Source organism: Bacillus sp. FJAT-27245 (assembly GCF_001273955.1).
GTDB lineage: Bacteria > Bacillota > Bacilli > Bacillales > Cytobacillaceae > Bacillus_D.
Genome location: NZ_LIGI01000001.1, coordinates 2,371,272 through 2,393,565, shown reverse-complemented (window position 1 = coordinate 2,393,565; position 22,294 = coordinate 2,371,272). Strand labels below are relative to the sequence as shown.

Here is a 22,294-nt window from a genome sequence, read left to right as displayed (position 1 = left end):
AGGGGAGGCATTTTGATTGAAGCCATTTATGAAACGATTATTGCCGCAAGCCATTCCCTGGGCCTTTCCAATGCTCATTCTCGGTTTCTGGCAAGTTTTATCCTCGCTGGGATTCATCCCTGCCAAAATCCTCCCTGCGCCTACCGATGTAGTAAAAGCTGCCTATGCCTTGGTTCAATCAGGTGAGCTTGCCGGACACATTTGGGTGAGCCTTGGAAGAGCAGTGGCCGGGTTCGCCATTGGCGGAACGATCGGCTTTTTGCTCGGCTTATTCAATGGGCTATTTAAATATTCAGAGATGCTTTTGGATACTTCGGTCCAAATGCTAAGGACCATTCCTCACCTGGCGCTAATACCGCTAGTTATTCTCTGGTTCGGCATTGATGAAACATCCAAGGTTTTCCTTGTGGCGCTTGGAGTGCTATTCCCTATTTACATTAATACTTTCCACGGGATAAAGTCGGTCGATAAAGGGCTGGTCGAAATGGGGAAGGCGTATGGCTTAAAGGGAACAAAACTATTTTTTACGGTTATTTTTCCTGGCGCACTGTCCTCAATTCTCGTCGGTGTCCGATTTTCACTTGGCGTTATGTGGTTGACGCTGATTGTCGCTGAAACAATCTCCGCACAATCGGGTATTGGTTACATGGCGATGAATGCCAGGGAATTTTTCCAAATGGATGTAATCGTTTTAAGCATTCTCCTATACGCGCTATTTGGTAAGCTATCCGATGTGATTGCTAGGGCAATGGAAGGCAAATGGCTTAAATGGGATTCTTAACAGGGGGGAACAAAGTGAAACAGGGGGAATCGGCTTATTTGCTGCTGAAAGGTGTAAAAAAACAGTACGGACCAAGGATTGTCCTGGACGGAATCGACTTTTCTGCTGCTCCCGGGGAATTTATTTCCATTGTCGGGAAGAGCGGATGCGGCAAGAGCACGCTTTTGCGCCTGATTGCCGGGCTTGAGGGACAACACCAAGGAAGGATTTATATAAAGGGGGAGGAACTGAAAGGTTTAAATCCGCACGCAAGAATTATGTTCCAGGATGGAAGGCTTCTCCCGTGGAAAAGCGTATTAAAGAACATCGGGTTAGGCCTTAATGGCGAGTGGTTGGATAATGCGCTCCTTGCTCTTCGGAATGTCGGGCTTGAAGACCGGAGCAAAGACTGGCCATCAAAACTCTCGGGGGGACAAAAACAGCGTGTCGCACTCGCGAGGGCGCTTGTCCATGAGCCGGACATTTTGCTTCTAGATGAGCCGCTTGGAGCACTCGATGCATTGACCCGAATCGAGATGCAAGATTTGATTGAACGGATTTGGAGGGAAAAAGGGTTTACCGCTATCCTTGTTACACATGATGTGGAAGAGGCAGTGGCCATCGCCGACCGGGTGGTTCTCATTGAAGCCGGAAAAATTGTCATGAATCGGACCATCGACCTTCCCCGTCCAAGGCAGCGCGCAAACCGTGCTTTTCATAACTACGTGGATGAAATACTTGAAAGGATTCTTGGCCCCAATGGCGAAAACGGATTGAAATTGGTTGGAAAATGAGGGGGCATACACGCGATGCCGCCTTATTTTCTTTTGAATAGAGGCAAAGTTTATAACTATTTACTTTCCGGAGTGAAACGTTATAATGAAGGGGATATAGCATGTGGCAACAGACTGCTAACAATTTGCTAGCAGCTAATAGCACTATGGCAGGGAGTGGATTTTTGGTGGAGGACCAACGTATTCAGCTGAATGTAAGGATTACAAAAGACGTTTATGAAAAGTTGGATGAAATTGTGGCGTACTACCAGGAAAATACAAAGGTTGGGAGAATTTACAAAGGCGATGTGCTGATGGACATCATTGAAAAGTCATATGAAATTATGGAAAAGCAGAAAAGCAGGCAGCGTTAAAATCTGCCCGTTGAACTGGTTTTTGCACGGTACGGGCCACAAATTCTGTCCGTTGCCTTCCGTTAAGGATTTTTCGCGTTTTGGGATCGGCTTCCTGAACTCGTGGGTTATTGAAAGCCCGCCATATCCAGTTCCTTCACGGTATATCCGTCAACTACGATCGAAAGCGGAATAGGATATGAAAGGAGGATCTGGAGGTGGAAAAGTGGCGGTAATCAAGGCTACCGATGCAGATATTGACTTGTTGGCGCGTCTTCTAAGGGCAGAGGCGGAAGGTGAAGGCTTGCAGGGTATGCTCATGGTCGGCAATGTCGGAGTGAATAGGGTAAGGGGCGATTGTTCGGATTTCAAAAATATACGGACTATTCGCCAAATGGTTTTTCAGGAACATGCATTCGAAGCGGTTCAGCACGGCTACTTTTATCAGCGGGCAAGGGATAAGGAAAGAAGGCTTGCCAGAAGAGCGGTAAATGGGGAAAGGGTGTGGCCTGCGAAATACAGCCTTTGGTATTTCCGGCCTGCTGGCGACTGCCCGGCTACGTGGTTTAACCAGCCGTTTGTCGGGAAATTTAAGCTCCATTGCTTTTATGAGCCGACGGGAGAGGAATGCCCAAACATATATAATACATTTTGAATTTTTACCCAACTATCAATGAGCCAATTACGGCTCTTTTTCTTTGGATTCATTCCCAAAGCCAAATCTTCCATTACTGGATGAATTGGAATAGTATTTGCACTCCTTAATAAAAGATACTAATAACGGAATCCTTTTGCGGGATCCACTATCATGGAAGGGGTGCCTGCACATGAATATGCAAATGGTTGCGTCCATATTGCGGGGGCTGGCAAACGGAAGGCAGAGTAAACGGATGTTCTGGGCTTCTCTTATTGGTGTTGGGATAAGTGCCACAGCATTAGGGCTAAGAAAGACCCGTTACCGTAATGTCCTTCCTAAGATTCAACAGGCTGCAGAACGGCTAATGGCCCCTATGGCTGGCAATACGGCCCTGGCTGAATTTTCGAATGAACTTTTTCCGAACAAGGCGATGGGAAAGCAGGGCGACAAGTCGAATCAATAATCCAAAAAGCCGCTTTAGCGGCTTTTTGCAATTGAACTCATTATATTTAGTTCTTCACTTTAAAAGGCGGTTTTATTGGCAAAGGCAACTTAGTGACGGACAGGAGCAGAGAAGGAAAATCACATCTAATGGTGATGAACCCCTTTAAAAAATAACCAATTTCTATAAACTAAGAGCCTTCATTAATTATATGAGTTAAATACCTTTTCCAGGCTAACGAAAAAAGGCACTTTGCCATGCACGGCGTTAGGATTTATTGCTTATTTGTTATAATATAAAATGGAACTTGGACGTTCAATCTGAGTGAATAAAGGAGGGCGATTGCTGTATGGTGAGCGACCATCTTAGGGGAAATCTTGATATTCTGTTTGTTGGCTTTAATCCAAGCCTGCTTTCTGGGGAGACAGGGCACCATTTTGCGAACCCGAACAACAGATTCTGGAAAATCCTTCACCAAGCGTCAATTACACCACGGCTCTTCAAACCCGAAGAGGACGGGCTCCTTCCCGATATTGGCCTCGGACTGACGAACATTGTTGAGCGCCCGACACGTGCCGCCGACGAAATTACAAAGGAAGAATATAGCCAGGGCAGGGTAAAGCTAAATGAGAAAATCAGGGCGTACAAGCCGCGGATTGTTTGCTATGTTGGAAAAGGCGTATATCAACAGTTCAGCCGGAAAAAGGATATTCCGTGGGGAATCCAGCCTGAGCCAATTGTTCCGGGTATTATAGATTTCGTCGCGCCTTCTTCAAGCGGGCTAGTGAGGATGAGGCTTGAGGAAATTGTGGAAATGTACAAGGAACTGCCCGGACTTGTTTCCCGGCTAAGAGAAACGTAAAAAGGCGCCTCACAAGGAAGCGCCCGCCTCTTCCGTCCGAACTGGTTAAGTGTCCCGCAACAAGCGATTGTCGGAAGAGGCAAAGCTATTGTATCATGGGACGCGCGGAATTTTCAAATTGTGTAAGGTTTCGCTTAATACTTCATTCAGCCAAAAAGAAATGGTATGATAGTTGTTATCTGATGTTAAGGAGATGTAACCATGGGAAAAAAAGGTGTAATCACTATGCAAAACGGTGAAAAAATTGAATTCGAATTATATCCGGAAGAAGCTCCCGGAACAGTCGAGAACTTTGAAACTTTGGCAAACAAAGGATATTACAACGGGTTGACTTTCCACAGGGTGATTCCTGGGTTCGTAAGCCAAGGTGGATGCCCTCATGGAACAGGAACGGGCGGTCCAGGCTACACAATCAAATGTGAAACAGAAGGCAATCCGCACAAGCATGTGGCCGGCGCGCTTTCTATGGCGCATGCGGGCAAAGATACAGGCGGAAGCCAGTTCTTTATTGTCCATGAGCCGCAGCCGCACCTTGATGGAGTCCACACAGTATTCGGGAAGGTTACTTCCGGCCTTGAAGCTGCAAGGGCAATGAGGAATGGCGATGTAATGGAGAAAGTCGAAGTATTCGAAGACTAAAAGCGGTGGCAGAAGGGCCTTCCGGATTATCGCCGGACAGGCCCTTCTTTATTGTCCTATAGGGGGGAGAATGGCAATGAAGCTTATATCCTGGAATGTGAATGGAATCCGGGCGTGTGTAAACAAGGGATTTCTCGATTATTTCCATGAAGTGGATGCCGATGTTTTCTGCCTGCAGGAAACGAAGTGCCAGGACGGGCAAATTTCACTTGAATTGGAAGGCTACCATCAATACTGGAATTACGCTGAGAAAAAGGGCTATTCAGGAACGGCAGTTTTTACAAAAAGAAAGCCGTTGGAAGTCAGTTATGGACTTGGCTCATCCGATAGGGAAGCCGAAGGAAGGATTATTACGCTTGAATTCGAAGATTTTTTCCTTGTAAATGTGTACACCCCTAATTCACAGCGCGACCTTGCCCGGCTTGGGTACAGGCTGGAATGGGAGGATGCCATAAGAGGGTACTTGCTTGATTTGGAAGCGAAAAAGCCGGTTATCCTATGCGGGGATTTAAACGTCGCCCATTCATGGATTGATCTGAAAAACCCGAAGCCGAATGTTGGAAACTCTGGCTTCACCGATGAAGAAAGGGCGAAAATGTCCGAATTGCTGGAGGCTGGTTTTATCGACAGTTACCGGTATTTTTATCCTGACAGGGAAGGGGCCTATACATGGTGGTCGTATATGAGCAAGGTCAGGGAGCGGAATATCGGCTGGCGCATTGATTATTTCATTGTTTCCAAAAAGCTAGAGGGACGGCTGAAAAACGCGCATATCGATTGTTATATCATGGGCAGCGACCATTGCCCCGTTATTTTGGAATTAAAATAGGGCGGAAACCTGATTATCGGGTTTCCGCCTTTTCTATTCGTGTATAAATTTTATCTCCTGAATCTCCCCATAACCTCAATGGCTTTCGTAATATGGACAAAAGCACCTGGATCTGTCTTTTTGATGGTATCCTTTGTTTCTGTTAATTCGTATTTTGTTATTACGGTTGTCAGCACTTTCTTTGGCGCATGCGTGTATCCCCCTTCAGCGTCTGTCATCGTTATGCCGCGCTGATGCAGGCGAAGAAGGGCCTCATTCAATTCAGTCCATTTTTCAGAAACAATCGTTACAACAAGCTTTGTATGGCTCGTGTGGATTGTATCTACCGCGCGGCCCGAAGCGAAAATGGTGAATAGGGTATACAGGGTTTTGTCCACCCCGAACACAAGCCCCGAGGTTAGGACGACAAGAAGATTGATCCACGTGATCAGGACCCCGACGGGCAAGTCCTTTTTCCTTGCCAGGATGATGCTGATGATATCAATTCCGCCAGCCGACCCCCCGAACCTGATCAAGCCTCCGACGCTTGTCCCAAAAAGGACGCCCCCGAAAATGCCCGAGAGCAATAAATCATCGCTAAAGGCATGGACAGGAAGTATCTTCATCAGAAATGAAAGGAGCAGGACGGAATAAATTGTATAGACGAGAAATTTCCTTCCGAGATGAAAATAGCCGAGTACAAACAAAGGCAAGTTGATGCCAAGGATAATCCAGCCAGTACTGATCGGCACAAAATTATTGATAATAATCGCCATTCCCGCAACCCCGCCTGTCAGCACTTGATGGGGAATTAAAAAGGAATTTAGTGCATAGGCCATTCCCATCGTAAAAAAGGTTAAGGCCACGATTTGCAAGGCGGTTTTTCGCATTAGGACACCTCGTTTGGTTATTCATTCATTCCTGTACTAGTCTATAGCGGACATACGGCCAATGCCAGTGAAATATTTGTGGATATTTCCCTGCATTGCCGGCTTTTTGCTATTTCTTCTCGGCATGGCGGGTAATGTATTACAAATCTTTTTTGATTGGTGGGAAAGCTAGATGAATATTGTTTGGTATAGGCGGGATCTGAGGGTGAACGACCATTTGCCGCTTGTGATGGCTGCAAAATACGGTGAAGTGCTTCCTTTGTATATTATCGAGCCTTCCTTTTGGCAAGGGGGGATTCTTTCAGCGCGGCATTACGCATTTGTATTCGAAAGCCTGGAAGAACTGTCCCGCCGGCTTTCCGAACTCGGCGGATGCCTTTTTGTAACAATAGGCGAAGCAGTGGATGTGTTCAGGAAATTGGAGAATGAATACGGGCCAATTCGGGTCTTTATTCATAAAAGCAATGAACTGTCAGGAAGTATAGTAGGCGAATCGCTGAAAAAAAGCGGCATTTCGTTCGAGGAGGCTCCTTCCATTACAGCTGGAACGGCAACCATTCAATCAAAATCAAACTGGATAAAGGTTTTCGAGGAATCGTGCGAATTGGCCCCGCCTAATTTCCGGATCCCGAAACGGCTTCCCGATTGGCTATCCGAGCCCAACCGTAAATTCCGTAAATATCACGTTCCCGGAGAATTAATTCCAATGGGGCAGCCCGGCGGGGAGCGGAACGCCGAGGAAACATTGCACTCGTTTATCCAGGGGAGGTTCATGAGATACGGAAGAAGCGGTGAAGAACTTTTAAAAGCGTCGAATGATTCGAGCAGGTTGTCCCCTTATTTGGCCTGGGGAAATGTTTCGCTTAAAACGGTTGTCAAGAAAACCTTGGGCGAATTAAAGGAAGCAAAGACTGAGGATGCGAGGAAAGCGCTACATTCTTTTCTCGACAGTCTTTACAAGCGGTTCCTTGCTTACGAAAGCGGCTTTCCAGGAAAAAATGGACAACTTTTTATTGAAGGTGAAATGTGGGACCAAGATGTAAAGGAACGGATTCAATCTGGGCGGACCGGCATTCCGATCATTGATGCCGCGGTTGTTTCTTTAACAAAAACCGGCTGGCTACCATATAGCCTCAGGGCTGTTTTGGCCTTCTTTTTATGCAATGGGCTACAGCTGGAAAAACAGCTTGCTAAGGAATTTCTTGGACGCCTTCTTCAGGATTATGATCCATGCATTCTCGACCGCGAACTTGAGTTATGCGTGTCTTTTTCCGGGAAGGGTATGTCGCGGTATTATCATCCAGTAAGGGTGGGAAGGAAGCTTGATAGCGAAGGAGCTTTTATTAAAAGGCATATCCCTGAATTAGCAAGACTGCCTGCAAAGTATGTGCATGAACCATGGCGGTATCCGGGTTTTTATAAGCTTGGGTATCCGGTTCCGGTAAAAGATCCGGATCACCTTTTCAAAACGATTAAACTGGCGGCCGAAAAAGCGGGAAAAAAGCGAAATAAGAATCCGGTACGCTCCCAGGAAATTGGGGAGCAGCTGAGCATGGGATTATTTGACGATTAGTATAGCATATATCGAAAACACTCCTTGTTAACAAAATAGACATAAATTATTTCGCTTAAAAGTTTCCATTCTCGGTTAAATGTAATATACTAATTAAGAAAAATGGTAACACATTTAAACTATTAAGCTTTTAAGCTTGCCATTAGGATGTCTAATTGGGAGGTGTTCTAAAATTAAACTGTCCAAACGGCAGGAGGAAATCATTGAAATCATCAAGGCTTCCGGGCCGATTACAGGAAAACAAATCGCCGAAAAGCTTTCGCTTTCAAGAGCGGCTCTTAGGCCTGATTTGGCCATTTTAACAATGGCAGGATCTATTGACGCCCGGCCCAGGGTTGGATATTACCTGAGCAGGAACGCCCCTCCGCAAGCGATCGTCCGGGGTACAGTGCAAAAGGCCATATCTGAATATAAAGCCCACCCAATTGTTGTCCAGAAATCGGCTTCCGTTTACGATGCAATCGTCCAGCTGTTCTTGGAAGATGTCGGAACCCTGTATGTGGTTGATGATAGCGGCCATCTGGCAGGCGTCTTATCAAGGAAAGATTTGCTTCGTGCTTCCATTGGGACGAGGAGTCCTGAGGAAATACCGGTTAGCATCATCATGACCAGGATGCCAAATATCGTTATGGTCGGACAGGATGATACGCTTCTTGACGCAGCCAGGAAAATGATGGATTCCCAAATTGATTCCCTTCCGGTAGTAAAAGAAGTGGACAAAACCACCCATACATATTCGGTCGTCGGAAGGATTACCAAAACAACCATTGTAAAGGCATACCTGGAGATTGCGGGGCAGTGGCCTTGATAAGGAGTGAAAAGAGAATTGGCGGAAAAGGAAATCGTGTATGTTATATCCGATTCGGTCGGGGAAACAGCTGAAATGGTTGTTAAGGCCGTCGCGTCCCAATTTAATGGAGGGCATGTCGATATCCGAAGAAATTCGTATGTTGAGGATACCGAAGACTTGGAGGATGCGCTATTGCTTGCCAAGAAGCATAAGTCGCTGATTGCCTATACCTTGGTTGTCCCTTCCCTTAAGGACTATCTTGATAGAAGGGCGGAGGAGGAAGGCATTACGGCTATTGACTTGCTGAACCCGCTCATGGACGCGTTTGTTAAAAGGTTTAACAAGCACCCGAGGCATCGTCCGGGCCTCATGAGAAAGCTCGATGATGACTATTTCAGGAAAATCGAAGCAATAGAATTCGCAGTTAAGTATGATGATGGCCGTGATTCCCGGGGGATTGCCAAAGCTGATATCGTTCTGATTGGCGTTTCCAGAACGTCAAAAACACCATTATCAATGTATTTGGCGCATCAGCGATACAAGGTTGCAAATGTACCACTAGTTCCTGAGGTCGCGCCTCCGGATGAAATTTTTTCGCTTCAAAGGGGAAAATGTGTCGGGCTTATCATAACACCTGACAAACTTAATGCCATCAGGATTGAACGGTTGAAAGCGCTTGGCCTTACTTCCCAGGCCAATTACGCCAGCTTCGAGCGAATATTGGAAGAGCTCGATTACGCCGAAAAGATTATGAAGCGCGTCGGCTGCCCGGTGATCAACGTTTCGAATAAGGCGGTCGAAGAAACAGCCAGCCTCATTGTGGATGTACTTAAATTGGAGAGGAGCTCAAAGAGATGAAAAAATTTGTTTACTTATTTAATGAAGGCAATAGCGAAATGAAAGATTTGCTTGGCGGAAAAGGGGCCAATCTCGCGGAAATGACAAGAATTGGGCTGCCTGTTCCTTTTGGATTTACTATTTCAACCGAAGCGTGCAATGCCTACTACGAATCAGGGGAAAATATTCCTCACGAAGTAACGGACCAGGTTTTAGAAGCGCTTCGAAAACTCGAAGGGGAAATGGGCAAAAAACTTGGCGACCCGTCCAATCCTTTGCTCGTATCCGTCCGTTCAGGTTCTAAGTTCTCAATGCCTGGTATGATGGATACAATCCTGAATCTAGGCTTGAACGATGAAACAGCTGAAGGCCTGGCCGCACTGACCGGCAATCCCCGTTTCGTGTATGATTCCTACAGAAGGTTCATCCAAATGTTCAGTGATGTCGTCCTGGATGTCGATGTGTTCTTTTTCGAACAATTCCTGGAGGAAGTACGTGAAGGCAAGGGCTATTCTTCGGACCCTGAAATGAAGGCCGAGGATTGGGCGGAGGTAATTGAGGGCTACAAGAAAATTGTTGAGAAGCATACAAAGCAACCATTCCCGCAAGACCCGAAAGAACAGCTATTCCTGTCCATCAATGCGGTTTTCAATTCCTGGAACAACCAGCGTGCCATCGTCTACAGACGCTTGAACAAAATCCCGGACCATCTTGGAACAGCCGTAAATATTCAGAGTATGGTTTTTGGAAATATGGGGAATGATTCCGGCACAGGCGTCGCCTTCACCCGCAACCCTTCTACAGGCGAAGCGCTCCTTTATGGAGAATTTTTAATGAATGCCCAGGGAGAAGATGTCGTCGCAGGAATCCGCACGCCAAGGCCGATTTCCGAGCTTAAAGCGGAAATGCCCGAAGTTTACAGGCAGTTTACCGAGACATGCGAAAAGCTTGAGAAGCACTACCTTGACATGCAGGATATTGAATTCACAGTAGAAAAGGGGAAATTGTATATCCTCCAGACCCGTACAGGAAAAAGGACAGCGCAGGCCGCAATTCGGATTGCTGTAGAAATGGTGGCGGAAGGCTTGATCTCAAAGGAGGAAGCACTGCTGCGTGTCGACCCTGACCAGCTCAATCAACTTCTCCACCGCCGCATTGATGATAAATTTGAAAGGGTCAGGATTGCAAAGGGCCTGCCGGCATCACCTGGCGCGGCGTCAGGAAAAGTCGTTTTTGAAGCGGATGAAGCAGAGAGCCTTACAAAAGAAGGGAAAAAAGTTATCCTTGTCCGCCCGGAAACGACCCCGGATGATATTCATGGAATTATTGCTGCGCAAGCCGTTGTCACAAGCAGGGGCGGGATGACAAGCCACGCCGCAGTAGTTGCAAGGGGAATGGGTAAAGCATGCGTATGCGGCTGCGAAGTATTGAAGATCGACTTGAAGAACAAACTTTTTTCAGTTGATGGAACTGTCGTAAATTACGGCGATATTATCACGATCGATGGCAGCACTGGTGAAATTATGCTTGGAGAGATTCCGATGATTGAGCCTGAACTATCGGATGAATTCAAACTCCTGCTTTCGTGGGCAGATGAAATTCGCGCTATCTCCGTAAGGGCAAATGGCGATAATCCTGAAGATGCTCGCAAGGCATTGGAGTTTGGGGCGGAGGGAATCGGCCTTGTCAGGACTGAGCATATGTTTATGGACGCGGCAAGGGTTCCGATTGTCCAGGAAATGATTTTGTCCGAAAGTTTTGAAGAGCGAAGCGCAGCGCTCGAAAAGCTTCTCCCGATGCAACAGGGTGATTTTGAAGGCATTTTTGAGGTAATGAAGGGACTCCCGGTCACAATCCGCCTCCTCGACCCACCGCTTCATGAGTTCATGCCTGACAAAGAGGAATTGCTCGTCGACATTACGAAACTGCAAATCCTTCAGCCTGATTCCGATGAACTTAAGGAAAAGGAACACATGCTCCGGAAGGTCAGGCAGCTTGAAGAGTTCAACCCGATGCTCGGCCACAGGGGATGCCGTCTCGGGATGGTTAATCCGGAAATTTATTTGATGCAGGCAAAAGCCATCTTCTACGCTGCGGCGGCTTCGGCGGAAAAAGGCTTTGATGTGAAACCTGAAATCATGATTCCTCTCGTCGGCCATGTCCACGAGCTTAAGGAGATGCGCCAGCTCGTAATTGACGCTGCTTCACAAATAAAAGAGGAAACTGGCAGGGATTTTGAATATACTGTTGGTACGATGATTGAAATACCGAGGGCTGCCTTAACGGCGGACGAAATTGCCTCGGAAGCGGATTTCTTCTCCTTCGGTACAAATGACTTGACCCAGACAACGTTTGGATACAGCCGTGATGACGCGGAGGGGAAATTCCTGCAAACGTATATAGAAAGAAAGGTATTGCCGGATAATCCTTTTGCTGTCCTCGACCAGACTGGAGTTGGGAAACTCGTCGAAATGGCCGTAAAGCTTGGCCGGACAACCAAGCCGAACCTTAAAACCGGCATTTGCGGAGAGCATGGGGGAGAAAAGAGTTCAATCGATTTCTGTTTCAGGAAAGGCCTGGATTATGTAAGTTGTTCGCCTTTCCGGGTGCCATTGGCGCGGCTCGCAGCTGCCCAGGCGACAATCCGGCACGGAAAGCCGGCGGAAACAGCAGTCATGAACGCGTGACAAAACGTAAATCCGCTAAGGCTTGATATTTAGTGAAAAATAGTTTATGATTTTCCTATCTTATAGGATAAGCATAAAGGGGAGTAGCTTTTACAGCAAAGTCGTCAATTCGGGGCACTGCCTCCGGCTTTGTTGGCAGCAGCCATGTTGTTAGCAAGACCTTTACCTGTCGAGGGTAAGGGTCTTTTCTGTCCAAAAAGGGCCCTTGCCATTCGGCAGGGGCTCTTTCTTGTATAGGCGCCCATACTGCCCGGCTGTACCTAATCAAAGGCGGCCGGGATGGGCAGACTAAAACAAACCTGCTGCAGGAGTCAATGAAGGAGGAAACAAAAAAATGGAATTTTTCTCAATGGAATTTTTAACGGCATTGATGGCGATCGTCATGATCGACTTGGTGCTGGCAGGTGACAATGCAATCGTAATCGGCCTTGCCGCAAGGAACCTGCCCAAAAACCAACAAAAAAAGGTCATTCTATGGGGAACCGCAGGGGCCATTGTCATTCGCGCGCTCGCAACAATCATCGTCGTATGGCTTTTAAAAATCCCTGGCCTTTTGCTTGTCGGCGGAGTTTTGCTCATTTGGATCGCAATCAAGCTATTGGTTGAAGATAAAGGGCATGATGTGAAAGCGGGAGGTAGCTTTTGGGCGGCCATCAGGACTATTATCATTGCCGACGCGCTAATGGGGCTGGACAATGTCCTTGCGGTCGCGGGAGCTGCACACGGAAATTTCGTACTTGTCATCCTTGGCCTTCTTATCTCGGTGCCTATCGTTGTTTGGGGAAGCACGCTTATATTGAAATGGGTCGACAGATATCCAATCATCATTACAATTGGCGCCGCCGTCCTTGGCTGGACAGCTTCAAAAATGATTGTGAGTGAGCCATTTTTGAAGGGATATTTTGCAAATCCTTTCGTGAAATATGGCTTTGAGCTTCTCATTGTTGCCGCTGTCGTTTTAATCGGCAGAGCCATCAAGAGCAAACAGCATAAGCCGACAAATGGAGCCGCTTAAAATTGCTCATATCGGGGAACCAATCGTTATGATTGGTTCCCTTTTATATAGTAGTATCTGAATAGGGAAATAATAATAAAGAAGGTTCAGTGAATGAAAAGGAGAAGTATTGATGGATGAAATAAAAGCCGCGCACTCCGGGGCGGTAAAGAATACAAAGCACAAAATAATTGAAGATGTCTCGAAGTATATGGAGCCTCTGGAAACGATTCCAGCCCTAGAGCACTATTTGGCAGATAGGAGCCAGTATATTGAACAGCTTTGGTTGAATGTCTGGTTGAACAAGGTGACAAACGGCGTGTCGAAAATGGGGAAAAAGGAGTTTCTTGAACAAAATGGAATCGAGACGGACGGGGTCAACCGGAAATTGATTAACAGCGTGTTCAGGAATGAAATGAGGCAGTTTTGCCCTTTCAACCCTTCTGAATGGCTCCGCGCGGAAGTGGACGCAAAACCCGGAATGTGGGAAGAATTATTCAAGGAGGCCAGGGAACGTTTCAGGAACGCTAAGGAAGCCGAAAGGAAAATGGAGGAACGGGCCCACCTTCTCCATTCAATGAGCGAAGCTGCCGAACGGATCCTCCTTGATAACGAATGGCTCCTGTATTTATACACCCGGTACGAAATGGCACGCAAACTGAAAGCAGACTTTGACACTGGAACCCGTTATAAAAAAATCGATACGTTCGCACTTGAAGAAAAGCTTCTTGGCCAAGGCCGTTTCGACCCGGAAGATTACCTAAGGACAGGTGAGTTTTTTGAAGAACTGACAGGGGAGATTCATAAAACGTTTTACCGGGGCAGGATGTTTTTTGAATATGAAACGTATTACTTTAAGTACGAACGCAAACTTACTGCTCTTGTCCTCGGGAATGCTGCGCGGCTTGTCTCGGAAAAGTTGCCGGAGGGCGCTTATAACGAGTATTTATCCCAAGAACTAGAGGAAGGCGATGAAAGCAATTTAGCCATACTCATTTCCGATATGGCGGAGCAGCTGGCAGAAGAATTTTTGGAACGGATTTCCGGTGAATATCTTGAGGATTTGTTAAGGCTCGCGGCCATTCCATTCGACGCTGAAACGCATAAGGCCCTTTATGAATCCGATATGGCCAGGGCGGAGGAACGACTCGCGAAGGAAATAGCGGAAGCGGAACGGAAGGCAGCGGAAGAACAGCGAATGATTGACGAAGTATTCGGGAGTGAATACAGGCCTTCAGTTGAACGAAATGTGAAATACGTCCTTCATATTGGGGAGACGAATACCGGCAAAACCCATCACGCCCTTGAAGCGATGAAAAAAGCGGAAAGCGGAATCTATCTCGCCCCTCTAAGGCTCCTGGCGCTTGAGGTATATGACAGGCTGAACTCCGATGGGGTGACATGCTCGCTAAAAACCGGCGAGGAAGAAAAACTGGAGCCAATGGCCGCCCACTTTTCGTGCACGGTCGAAATGTTCCATGAAAAGGACTATTATGAAGTGGCGGTCATCGATGAAGCCCAAATGGTCGCGGACACGGACCGGGGCTTTTCCTGGTACAAGGCCATAACAAAGGCGAATGCGAAAGAGGTCCATATTATCGGAAGCATAAATATAAAAAATATGGTAATAAAACTTCTTGGCAACGCCGAGTACGAATTAAAGGAATATCGGAGGGAAATACCGCTTCAGGTGGAAGAACAGGAATTTTCCCTTAAAAAAGCCCGGAAAGGCGACGCGCTCGTCTGTTTTTCCAGGAAACAGGTGCTGGCCACGGCTGCGATTCTCCAGGGGAACGGCCACAAAGTCAGCATGATTTACGGAAGCATGCCCCCGGAAACGAGAAAAAAGCAAATGCAGCTTTTCCTATCAGGGCATACCGAGATAGTCGTTTCAACAGATGCAATCGGAATGGGCCTGAATTTGCCCATCAGAAGGATTGTATTCCTGGAAAATGAAAAATTTGATGGTACGTCCAGGCGGACCCTGACCTCGCAGGAACTCAAGCAAATTGCGGGAAGGGCCGGGCGAAAGGGACTTTACAATATTGGAAGGGTAGCGTTTGTATCGGATGTTCAAAGGATGAAGAGGCTTCTCGAGGGTAAGGATGAGCCCGTGAAGGTTTTTGCAATCGCTCCTACGAGCGCAATTTTTGAGCGCTTCCAAAAACACAGCCGAAGCCTGGGTGATTTTTTCAATTTGTGGGACAAATTCGAAAGCCCGCCAGGAACAAAAAAAGCCGAACTGGCAGAAGAGCGGAACAGGTATGAACTGATCGAAGGCACGTTGATCGAGCGACGTTTTCCGATGATGGAGCTGTACGGATTCCTGCATCTCCCTTTTTCGGCGAAAGAGCCCCAGCTTACGGAACAGTGGCTTGAGACAATGATGGCAATCGCAGAGGGACAGGAATTGCCCGAGCCGCCAATCAAGAAAAGAAGCCTTGAGGAAATGGAATTGACGTATAAGGCGATTGGCCTCCATCTCCTGTTTCTGTATAAACTTGGCAGAAGGACGGAGGCAGTTTATTGGGAGCGCATGCGTGAGCAGGTAAGCAACAGTGTCCATGAAGAGTTAAAGGATGTTGCGAAAAGCCAGGGGAAAAAATGCCGCAATTGCGGAAAAGTTTTGCCCGCGGGATTTCAGTTCCCGATATGTGATGTATGCCATTCGGGCCAAAAGAAGAGAAAAAGCCATTCAAGGCGAGGTTGGAGGCAAAAGGGAAAATTTTGACGAAACAGGACTAAAATAGCGAACTTATGTTCGTAAATAATAGGAAGATATGCTATAATTAAGCTAATCGGCGGTTCTTTAAGGGTGGGTAAACAGTTATCAGAAACTTTCTTCAAAATCAAGACGAATATGTAAGCCTTTGTTTTAGTACGGACATTCATTAGAATGCGTAAATTCCAATGGAAGATGGCCGTAGAAGAATAAAGGTAGCCCAGGTAACTCCTGCCCTATGGGGTGCTCATTACGAGACCGTAAGACATAGGTGTTTGAAAGAAGGCTAAACCCTAGACCAGCGGAGGGTTGGACGAATTGTCCTTACTTCGAATCCATGACAAATGTTACAATTTGTTATGATTTTAAAGAGCTGGGCACGAACACTCCCCGCGAAAGGGGGTGATGCCGAATGACAGTTTTCCAGGCCCTCATGCTCGCGATTTCGTTTGCCAGCCTTATTGTAGCCGTACTGTCGGTGAACCAAAAAAAATAACCCACCCTTGAGCCGGCAAGCATACTGGGCGGGTTGACGCTTTATTCCCGATTCCACTACCGGGAACCGTCGGTTAAGGGCCTGTGCATGCTGCAACATGCGCAGGCCTTTTTTAATTGCTTCATCATAGTTCATTATACCCGAAAAAAGGGAAAAAGAAAATAGAGGAGCCTTTTTTGGGCGGAATCCACCTGTTTTCACCATTATCCGTTCTCAAAAATGTTCCTTTGGAGACAGCGGCAAATTCCTCTCACGCCAATACCAAACCGTTTTCCTTTCTTTAAATGGATTTTTCCGTTAAAAAAGATATGTGGGGTAATTTTTATAAATAAGGATTGTACCGTCGGCCACCATATTACAAAAGGGCATTGTTTCCCCTCATTCCACTCTCCAAAAAATTCCGTCATCTCTAATGAATCAGCTTTTTTAAAGGTTTTTACGCAGTTGGCGTCGAAACCAAAATATAGCATGTTTATGCAGTTATTTTTTAGGAAACTAGAATATTACTGAAGATAGGCAGGTGACAAGGATGGTTTATCATCCAACTGAGTTTCAGCTTCATTTGTTTCATGAGGGGGCGCTCTATAAAAGCCATGAATTATTCGGTGCCCATGTCATAAACGAAGGCGGGAAGACATATACCCGTTTCTGTGTCTGGGCTCCACATGCCGCTGAAGTAAGGCTCACGGGCGATTTCAATGGCTGGGACGGCGAAGGCTTCTCCTTTGAGAAAGTAAATAGGGAAGGCGTCTGGGTGTTTTTCGCCGACCGGGACATGACCGGTGCACTGTACAAATACGAAATTATCACCGCTTCCGGGGAAAAGAAGCTGAAGGCCGATCCGTTTGCTTTTTTTTCGGAGCTAAGGCCCAATACCGCTTCCATTGTCCAACCGCTTGATGGCTACAAATGGAATGATCGGGCGTGGATGAGAAAACGGGCGAAAAAAGTTCCCTATGAGGAGCCCACAGCCATTTACGAGGTTCATCTTGGTTCCTGGAAAAAGGCGGAGGATGGTTCGTTCCTGACCTACCGGGAAGCGGCCGATCAGCTCGTGCCATATGTGCTTGAGCACGGCTATACCCATATTGAACTCCTGCCATTGACGGAACATCCACTCGATGCATCTTGGGGGTACCAGACGACAGGCTACTTTTCGGTGACGAGCAGATATGGGACACCACATGATTTTATGTACTTCGTAGATCAATGCCACCAGAACGGAATCGGCGTAATACTTGACTGGGTCCCTGGCCATTTTTGCAAGGATGCCCATGGGCTTTATTGTTTTGATGGCGGATATGCGTATGAATACAAAACGGAGAATGACAGGGAAAACACTGTTTGGGGAACAGCCAATTTTGACCTCGGGAAAACGGAGGTTAACAGTTTTCTTGTTTCAAGCGCGCTTTTCTGGCTTGAAACGTACCACATCGATGGCTTTCGGGTTGATGCGGTCGCAAATATCATCTACTGGCCTAATTCAGAAAAAGTGGTTAATCAAAATGGGCTTGCCTTTCTCAAGAAGCTGAATACGGCTGTGGCAGCGTATTGCCCAAACATCCTCATGATAGCCGAAGACTCCACCGATTGGCCGAATGTAACGAAGCCGCCAGCAGGTGGGGGACTGGGGTTTACATACAAATGGAATATGGGCTGGATGAACGATATTCTGAATTATATGGAAACGGATCCTTACCAGAGGCGGCACCATCATAATAAAATGACTTTTTCGCTCATGTATGCTTTTACCGAACATTTCGTCCTCCCATTTTCCCATGATGAAGTTGTCCATGGGAAAAAGTCCCTTCTTGATAAGATGCCGGGGGATTATTGGCAAAAGTTTGCCCAGCTACGGCTGCTCCTTGGCTACCAGGTCGGCCATCCCGGCAAAAAGCTGACGTTCATGGGAACGGAGCTCGGCCAGTTTTCCGAGTGGAAGGATAAGGAAGAAATTGACTGGCATCTCAATGAGTATGAAATGCATGCCAAGCTGAATCTCTTTGTAAAGGAATTGAACAAGCTTTATAAAAGGTCAAAGCCGCTATATCAGCTGGATTCGTCCCCTGAGGGCTTTGAATGGATCGACCCGAACAATCACCATCAGTCCGTGTTTTCATTTGTACGGAGAGGATTCAAAGAAGATGATTTCCTCGTCATAGTTTGCAATTTCACGTGGCAGGCGTACAGCGGCTACCGGATTGGCGTCCCTGCGCCTGAGCGATACAGGGAGATTCTTAACAGCGATGCAAGGGAATTCGGCGGGTCAGGKGTAATAAACAAAAAAATCATCACGGCTGAAAAGGAAGGGTTTCACGGAAAACCTTTTTCCATCCAAATGAATATTCCGCCATACGGCATTTCAATTTTAAGGCCTGTGAAAAAAAGAAAGGGGATAAATGCCAATGCAAAAGAAGAAGATGGTAGCCATGCTTCTGGCGGGAGGCCAGGGGAGCAGGCTAAATTCACTGACAAAAGAACTGGCTAAGCCAGGGGTGCCTTTCGGCGGTAAATACAGAATCATTGATTTCCCCTTAAGCAACTGCACGAATTCAGGCGTGTACACGGTTGGGGTCCTTACTCAGTACCAGCCGCTTGTCCTGAACAGCTATATCGGGATAGGAAGCGCGTGGGACCTGGACCGGATGGACGGCGGGGTAACTGTGCTGCCGCCTTACAGCGTATCGTCCGAAGTAAAGTGGTATGACGGTACGGCGAGCGCGATTTTTCAAAACCTGCCTTATTTACGGCAATATGATCCGGAATATGTACTTATTTTATCCGGGGACCATATTTATAAAATGAATTATGAAAAGATGCTGGACCATCATATCGAAAATGAAGCGGATGTAACGATTTCTGTTATTGAAGTCCCATGGGAGGAAGCTGGGCGGTTCGGCATAATGAATACGGATGAAAATTTGAGAATCGTAGAATTCGATGAAAAACCGAAGAACCCGAAAAGCAACCTGGCCTCAATGGGCATTTATATTTTTAATTGGGAGCTACTTGAAGACTGCCTGATTCAGGACGATGAAAACCCTGGCTCCTCGCATGATTTCGGGAAGGACATCATTCCTCTCCTATTAAACGAAAACAGGAAACTTGTTGCCTACCCGTTCAAGGGCTATTGGAAGGATGTCGGTACGGTCCAGAGCCTGTGGGAGGCGAACATGGATTTGCTGGACGAGAGTTCCGAGCTGGACTTGTTCGACCAGTCCTGGAGAATTTATTCCGTTAACCCGAACCAGCCTCCACAGTTTATTTGCCCTGATGCGACGCTCACGGAGTCTCTTGTGAATGAGGGCTGTGTCATTGAAGGCCGGGTGGAAAGAACGGTTGTCTTCCAGGGGGTTTCCATTAAAAAGGGAGCGGCCATCAAGGAGTCAGTCATAATGCCCGACGCGGTCATCGGCCAGGATTGCATAATTGAAAAGGCCATTGTATCACCCGGCATAACAGTTCCTGACGGAGGTGTCATAAAGGGCCGCGACGGGGAGGTCGTGCTTGTATCAGAGGATACGATTGATCAGCTTTTGTCCAAATAATCCTATTGGGAGGGGCAACAATTGAAAAAAGATATGCTGGGGATCATTGATGCTACAACTTTCCATAAAGACCTCGATGAATTGACCATCCACCGGTCGGTTGCGGCGATACCGTTTGGCGGAAGATACCGCCTAATTGATTTTATCCTTTCAAATATGGTGAATTCCGGCATCCAGAGTGTCGGCATATTTTCAAAATACCAATACCGTTCATTAATGGACCACCTGGGATCGGGCAGGAACTGGGATCTTAACAGGAAAAGGGACGGACTGTTCTTTTTCCCGTCCACCAGCCTTGACAAGCCGGTCACCGGAATTGGGCCGCTCGACGATTTCGCGGAAAACATCGATTTTTTTAAACGGAGCCGGCAGCCCTATGCGCTGGTCGCGAATGCCTATACAGTATTCAATATCGATTTCTGCCCAATTCTTGATGAGCATATTTCTTCCGGCAGGGATATTACGGAAGTATTGAAAGATGGAGCTTCGCTAGGAATTTATTTGATGAAAAAAGAAATACTCCTTGAAATTATCGAACAACGGGGAGAAACGGGCTATTTGACAATCCGGGACGCTTTAACGGATTTGAACAGTCCGTATTCAGTGCACTACCACAACTTGGAGGAATTTGCGATTCAGGTCAATTCTATCCGGAATTATGCAAAAGCAAGCAAGCTCCTCCTCAAGCCGGATATTTGGACGAGGCTGTTTACAAAGGAAAGGCCCATCCTCACCAAAGTCAAGGATGAGCCTCCGGCACGCTATTCTTCCACCTCAACCGTTCGCAACTCAATGATTGCAAATGGCTGCAATATTCAGGGCGTTGTCGAAAACAGTATCATTGCCCGCGGGGTGACAATCGGAAAAGGCGCGGTAGTTAAAAACTGCATCATTATGCAAAAATCAAGGATTGGCGAAAATTGCGTCCTTGAACATGTCATTTTGGACAAGGATGTGACAATTGAGAACGAAACAGAGTTACTTGCAACGGAAGAAAGCCCGGCAGTGATACGGAAGGGCAGGACGCAGGGAGCGTGGAAAAACTCGTGAAAATTCTTTTTGCAGTATCGGAATGTGTTCCATTTATAAAGTCCGGGGGGCTTGCGGACGTAGCGGGAGCCCTCCCAAAGGAATTAAAGAAGCTAGGCTTCGATGTCCGGGTGATCCTTCCCAAATATGCTTTAATCAGGGACGAATATAAACGGAAGATGAAAAAAACTGCCGAATTTACCGTCCAGCTAGGCTGGAGGAACCAATATTGCGGCATCGAAGAAATGGAACACGATGGCATTATCCATTATTTTATCGATAATCAATATTATTTTTTCAGAAGCCAAATGTATGGGGATTATGATGATGGGGAAAAGTTCTCTTTCTTTAACAGGGCTGTGTTGGAAAGCATCGGCCAAATCGGATTTTTCCCCGACATTATCCATTGCCATGACTGGCATTCCGGGATGATCCCCTTCCTATTGCAGGAACAGTACCGGCACCGCGAAGGATATGAAGGAATCAGGACGATTTTTACGATACACAATCTCCAGTTCCAGGGGGTATTCCCAAAAGAGGTAATGAATGATTTGCTAGGGCTTGATGACCGGTATTTCAACCCGGGACAGCTTGAGTATTATGGCAATATCAACTTTATGAAAGCGGGCCTTATTGCTTCGGATAAAATTACAACCGTAAGCCCTACATACCGGGAAGAAATTAAAACAGCTTATTTTGGTGAGGGGCTCGATGGCGTCTTGCGGATGAGGAGCGGGGATCTGGAAGGAATCGTGAACGGGATTGACTATGAGCTCTACAATCCTGATAACGACCCATTCCTTGCCGCTTCCTTTTCGGTGGAGAATCGTGTGCCGCGCAAGGAAAATAAAAAGGCGATCCAATCGCAATTCGGCCTTCCACAGGAAAGTGATGCCCCCCTTATTGCAATGGTTACCCGGCTTACGAAGCAAAAGGGACTGGACCTCGTCCGTGGCGTATTCCACGAAATTATGGCCACAGGCGCCCAGTTGATCGTTCTTGGAACGGGCGACCGGGAATTCGAATACTTTTTCAGCCAAATGAGCAGCCAGTATCCGGACCAATGCAAGGTGTTCATCGGCTTTGATGAGTCGATTGCCCACCGGATCTACGCAGGAGCTGATCTCTTTCTGATGCCGTCGAAATTCGAACCGTGCGGCCTGAGCCAGCTAATCGCCATGCGTTATGGCGCTGTCCCGATTGTCAGGGAAACCGGCGGATTGAATGATACGGTCAAGTCGTACAATGAAGAAACTGGTGAAGGCAATGGCTTTACCTTCACAAACTTCAATGCGCATGACATGCTTTATACAATTGAGCGGGCATTGTCCTTCTATAGGCGGCCTGAAGAATGGAACACCCTCGCCCGCAAGGTAATGGAGCTGGATTTCAGCTGGACCCGGTCGGCGCAAATGTATGAGCAGCTTTATGAGGACCTAAAAAATAGGGGGTAA

20 protein-coding genes are annotated in these 22,294 nt (G+C 47.0%); 19 read left to right on the top strand and 1 reads right to left on the bottom strand.

Annotated features, from left to right (window positions below):
* Window positions 1-16 precede the first annotated feature (16 nt).
* The 8 genes from ssuC (at window position 17) to ADU24_RS11475 (ending at window position 5,295) form a co-directional block, all read left to right on the top strand.
* Complete coding sequence (gene ssuC, locus ADU24_RS11510; protein WP_442853741.1) at window positions 17-781, top strand: aliphatic sulfonate ABC transporter permease SsuC; 765 nt, start codon at window positions 17-19, stop codon at window positions 779-781.
* Window positions 782-795: 14 nt separating this feature from the next.
* Window positions 796-1,554, top strand: coding sequence for an ATP-binding cassette domain-containing protein (locus ADU24_RS11505; protein WP_082306885.1), 759 nt, complete (start codon window positions 796-798; stop codon window positions 1,552-1,554).
* 146 nt (window positions 1,555-1,700) lie between these two features.
* Window positions 1,701-1,907 (top strand): hypothetical protein, encoded by a 207-nt coding sequence (locus ADU24_RS11500; RefSeq protein WP_082307053.1) that lies wholly within the window; start codon window positions 1,701-1,703, stop codon window positions 1,905-1,907.
* A 205-nt stretch (window positions 1,908-2,112) separates the two neighbouring features.
* Window positions 2,113-2,541 (top strand): cell wall hydrolase, encoded by a 429-nt coding sequence (locus ADU24_RS11495; RefSeq protein WP_053366766.1) that lies wholly within the window; start codon window positions 2,113-2,115, stop codon window positions 2,539-2,541.
* Between the two features lie 172 nt (window positions 2,542-2,713).
* Window positions 2,714-2,986, top strand: coding sequence for a hypothetical protein (locus tag ADU24_RS11490; RefSeq protein ID WP_053366765.1), 273 nt, complete (start codon window positions 2,714-2,716; stop codon window positions 2,984-2,986).
* A 328-nt stretch (window positions 2,987-3,314) separates the two neighbouring features.
* Window positions 3,315-3,827, top strand: coding sequence for a G/U mismatch-specific DNA glycosylase (gene mug / locus ADU24_RS11485; protein WP_053366764.1), 513 nt, complete (start codon window positions 3,315-3,317; stop codon window positions 3,825-3,827).
* 201 nt (window positions 3,828-4,028) lie between these two features.
* Complete coding sequence (locus tag ADU24_RS11480) at window positions 4,029-4,466, top strand: peptidylprolyl isomerase (RefSeq protein ID WP_053366763.1); 438 nt, start codon at window positions 4,029-4,031, stop codon at window positions 4,464-4,466.
* Window positions 4,467-4,542: 76 nt separating this feature from the next.
* Window positions 4,543-5,295: an exodeoxyribonuclease III gene (locus ADU24_RS11475; RefSeq protein WP_053368898.1), complete on the top strand. Its 753-nt coding sequence runs from the start codon at window positions 4,543-4,545 to the stop codon at window positions 5,293-5,295.
* Between the two features lie 50 nt (window positions 5,296-5,345).
* Here ADU24_RS11475 and ADU24_RS11470 read toward each other — a convergent pair whose 3' ends face one another.
* On the bottom strand, window positions 5,346-6,164 hold the full coding sequence (locus ADU24_RS11470; protein WP_053366762.1) for a YitT family protein: 819 nt from the start codon (window positions 6,162-6,164) through the stop codon (window positions 5,346-5,348).
* 172 nt (window positions 6,165-6,336) lie between these two features.
* On the opposite strand from ADU24_RS11470, the gene ADU24_RS11465 reads away from it, so the two are divergent.
* The 11 genes from ADU24_RS11465 to glgA all read left to right on the top strand — a co-directional run bounded on the left by ADU24_RS11465 (window position 6,337) and on the right by glgA (window position 22,294).
* Window positions 6,337-7,737 carry an FAD-binding domain-containing protein gene (locus ADU24_RS11465; protein ID WP_053366761.1) on the top strand — a complete coding sequence of 467 codons (1,401 nt, stop codon included), beginning with the start codon at window positions 6,337-6,339 and terminating at the stop codon, window positions 7,735-7,737.
* A 136-nt stretch (window positions 7,738-7,873) separates the two neighbouring features.
* Window positions 7,874-8,545: a helix-turn-helix transcriptional regulator gene (locus tag ADU24_RS11460; protein ID WP_231689601.1), complete on the top strand. Its 672-nt coding sequence runs from the start codon at window positions 7,874-7,876 to the stop codon at window positions 8,543-8,545.
* Window positions 8,546-8,563: 18 nt separating this feature from the next.
* Window positions 8,564-9,385 (top strand): pyruvate, water dikinase regulatory protein, encoded by an 822-nt coding sequence (locus ADU24_RS11455; RefSeq protein ID WP_053366760.1) that lies wholly within the window; start codon window positions 8,564-8,566, stop codon window positions 9,383-9,385.
* On the top strand, window positions 9,382-12,051 hold the full coding sequence (gene ppdK, locus ADU24_RS11450) for a pyruvate, phosphate dikinase (RefSeq protein ID WP_053366759.1): 2,670 nt from the start codon (window positions 9,382-9,384) through the stop codon (window positions 12,049-12,051). The genes ADU24_RS11455 and ppdK overlap by 4 nt, the downstream gene beginning before the upstream one ends.
* Before the next feature lie 334 nt (window positions 12,052-12,385).
* On the top strand, window positions 12,386-13,066 hold the full coding sequence (locus tag ADU24_RS11445; protein ID WP_053366758.1) for a TerC family protein: 681 nt from the start codon (window positions 12,386-12,388) through the stop codon (window positions 13,064-13,066).
* Window positions 13,067-13,178: 112 nt separating this feature from the next.
* Window positions 13,179-15,776, top strand: coding sequence for a helicase-related protein (locus tag ADU24_RS11440; protein ID WP_053366757.1), 2,598 nt, complete (start codon window positions 13,179-13,181; stop codon window positions 15,774-15,776).
* Between the two features lie 403 nt (window positions 15,777-16,179).
* A complete protein-coding gene (locus ADU24_RS23760; protein WP_442853759.1) occupies window positions 16,180-16,263 on the top strand; it encodes a putative holin-like toxin in 84 nt (27 codons plus the stop codon).
* Window positions 16,264-16,792: 529 nt separating this feature from the next.
* Window positions 16,793-18,751 (top strand): 1,4-alpha-glucan branching protein GlgB, encoded by a 1,959-nt coding sequence (gene glgB, locus ADU24_RS11435; protein WP_053366756.1) that lies wholly within the window; start codon window positions 16,793-16,795, stop codon window positions 18,749-18,751.
* The gene (locus ADU24_RS11430) at window positions 18,669-19,811 is read left to right on the top strand and encodes a glucose-1-phosphate adenylyltransferase (protein WP_053366755.1); all 1,143 of its coding nucleotides are present in this window, start codon (window positions 18,669-18,671) and stop codon (window positions 19,809-19,811) included. Before glgB ends, ADU24_RS11430 begins: the two co-directional genes overlap by 83 nt.
* 21 nt (window positions 19,812-19,832) lie before the next feature.
* The gene (locus ADU24_RS11425) at window positions 19,833-20,861 is read left to right on the top strand and encodes a sugar phosphate nucleotidyltransferase (protein WP_053366754.1); all 1,029 of its coding nucleotides are present in this window, start codon (window positions 19,833-19,835) and stop codon (window positions 20,859-20,861) included.
* Window positions 20,858-22,294 carry a glycogen synthase GlgA gene (gene glgA / locus ADU24_RS11420; protein WP_053368896.1) on the top strand — a complete coding sequence of 479 codons (1,437 nt, stop codon included), beginning with the start codon at window positions 20,858-20,860 and terminating at the stop codon, window positions 22,292-22,294. Before ADU24_RS11425 ends, glgA begins: the two co-directional genes overlap by 4 nt.

Excerpts from the sequence above, each read along its gene's own strand:
- ADU24_RS11500 (WP_082307053.1), top strand. The coding sequence starts at position 1,701 with ATGGCAGGGAGTGGATTTTTGGTGGAGGACCAACGTATTCAGCTGAAT.
- ADU24_RS11490 (WP_053366765.1), top strand. The coding sequence starts at position 2,714 with ATGAATATGCAAATGGTTGCGTCCATATTGCGGGGGCTGGCAAACGGA.
- mug (WP_053366764.1), top strand. The coding sequence starts at position 3,315 with ATGGTGAGCGACCATCTTAGGGGAAATCTTGATATTCTGTTTGTTGGC.
- ADU24_RS11480 (WP_053366763.1), top strand. The coding sequence starts at position 4,029 with ATGGGAAAAAAAGGTGTAATCACTATGCAAAACGGTGAAAAAATTGAA.
- ADU24_RS11475 (WP_053368898.1), top strand. The coding sequence starts at position 4,543 with ATGAAGCTTATATCCTGGAATGTGAATGGAATCCGGGCGTGTGTAAAC.
- ADU24_RS11470 (WP_053366762.1), bottom strand. The coding sequence starts at position 6,164 with ATGCGAAAAACCGCCTTGCAAATCGTGGCCTTAACCTTTTTTACGATG.
- ADU24_RS11465 (WP_053366761.1), top strand. The coding sequence starts at position 6,337 with ATGAATATTGTTTGGTATAGGCGGGATCTGAGGGTGAACGACCATTTG.
- ppdK (WP_053366759.1), top strand. The coding sequence starts at position 9,382 with ATGAAAAAATTTGTTTACTTATTTAATGAAGGCAATAGCGAAATGAAA.
- ADU24_RS11445 (WP_053366758.1), top strand. The coding sequence starts at position 12,386 with ATGGAATTTTTCTCAATGGAATTTTTAACGGCATTGATGGCGATCGTC.
- ADU24_RS11440 (WP_053366757.1), top strand. The coding sequence starts at position 13,179 with ATGGATGAAATAAAAGCCGCGCACTCCGGGGCGGTAAAGAATACAAAG.
- ADU24_RS23760 (WP_442853759.1), top strand. The coding sequence starts at position 16,180 with ATGACAGTTTTCCAGGCCCTCATGCTCGCGATTTCGTTTGCCAGCCTT.
- ADU24_RS11430 (WP_053366755.1), top strand. The coding sequence starts at position 18,669 with ATGCAAAAGAAGAAGATGGTAGCCATGCTTCTGGCGGGAGGCCAGGGG.